1 protein-coding gene is annotated in these 526 nt (G+C 39.9%); it reads right to left on the reverse strand.

The genetic code is table 11. The features are described from left to right. Positions 1-526, reverse strand: a 526-nt coding sequence (locus HA044_RS09385) for an SspB-related isopeptide-forming adhesin (protein ID WP_187540922.1), incomplete at both ends; no start/stop codon positions are given.

Below are 526 nucleotides of genomic sequence, written 5' to 3' on the forward strand. Positions count from 1 at the left end.
ACTGTTTGAACAACTTTACCTGTTGAATCTTTAAGCACGAAGCTGAATTCGTTGGCTTTCAGCTCACGACCTTCCAAACGTTTAGTGAAGTTGAATGACACATCAACTGGAACGTTGTTCACACGTTTTTCAGTTGGTTTGCTTGGTTTTTCAACTTTCTTCGTTGTTGGGTTGTAGTAGTTCACAACTTGAGCCGCTGTATTTTCGATATCCACACCACCAGGAACATCAGCTTTCACTGTTGTTGGGATGTCGAACTTGTAGTAACGTCCAAATGCGAATTTCGTTGTATCAATGATTTGAGTGTTTTCTGCATCGCCAAGTGACTTAGTGAAGCCATCTTTAAGAGTCGCAGTAATCACACCATTGTTCACAGCGATATCGAATTTAGAAGTGACATCATCACCTGTTACTGAGTCGTAAGCTTTGATCTTAGTAGAATCAAGATTCAACTTAGCTTCATCGTAGTCATCTGAGATTCCTACTGATTGGATGTTATCCTTGTTGTTAGCGTCAAATTTAGTTG

The organism is Streptococcus sp. IMAU 99161 (assembly GCF_014435245.1).
In the GTDB taxonomy this organism is placed as follows: Bacteria; Bacillota; Bacilli; order Lactobacillales; family Streptococcaceae; genus Streptococcus; species Streptococcus lactarius.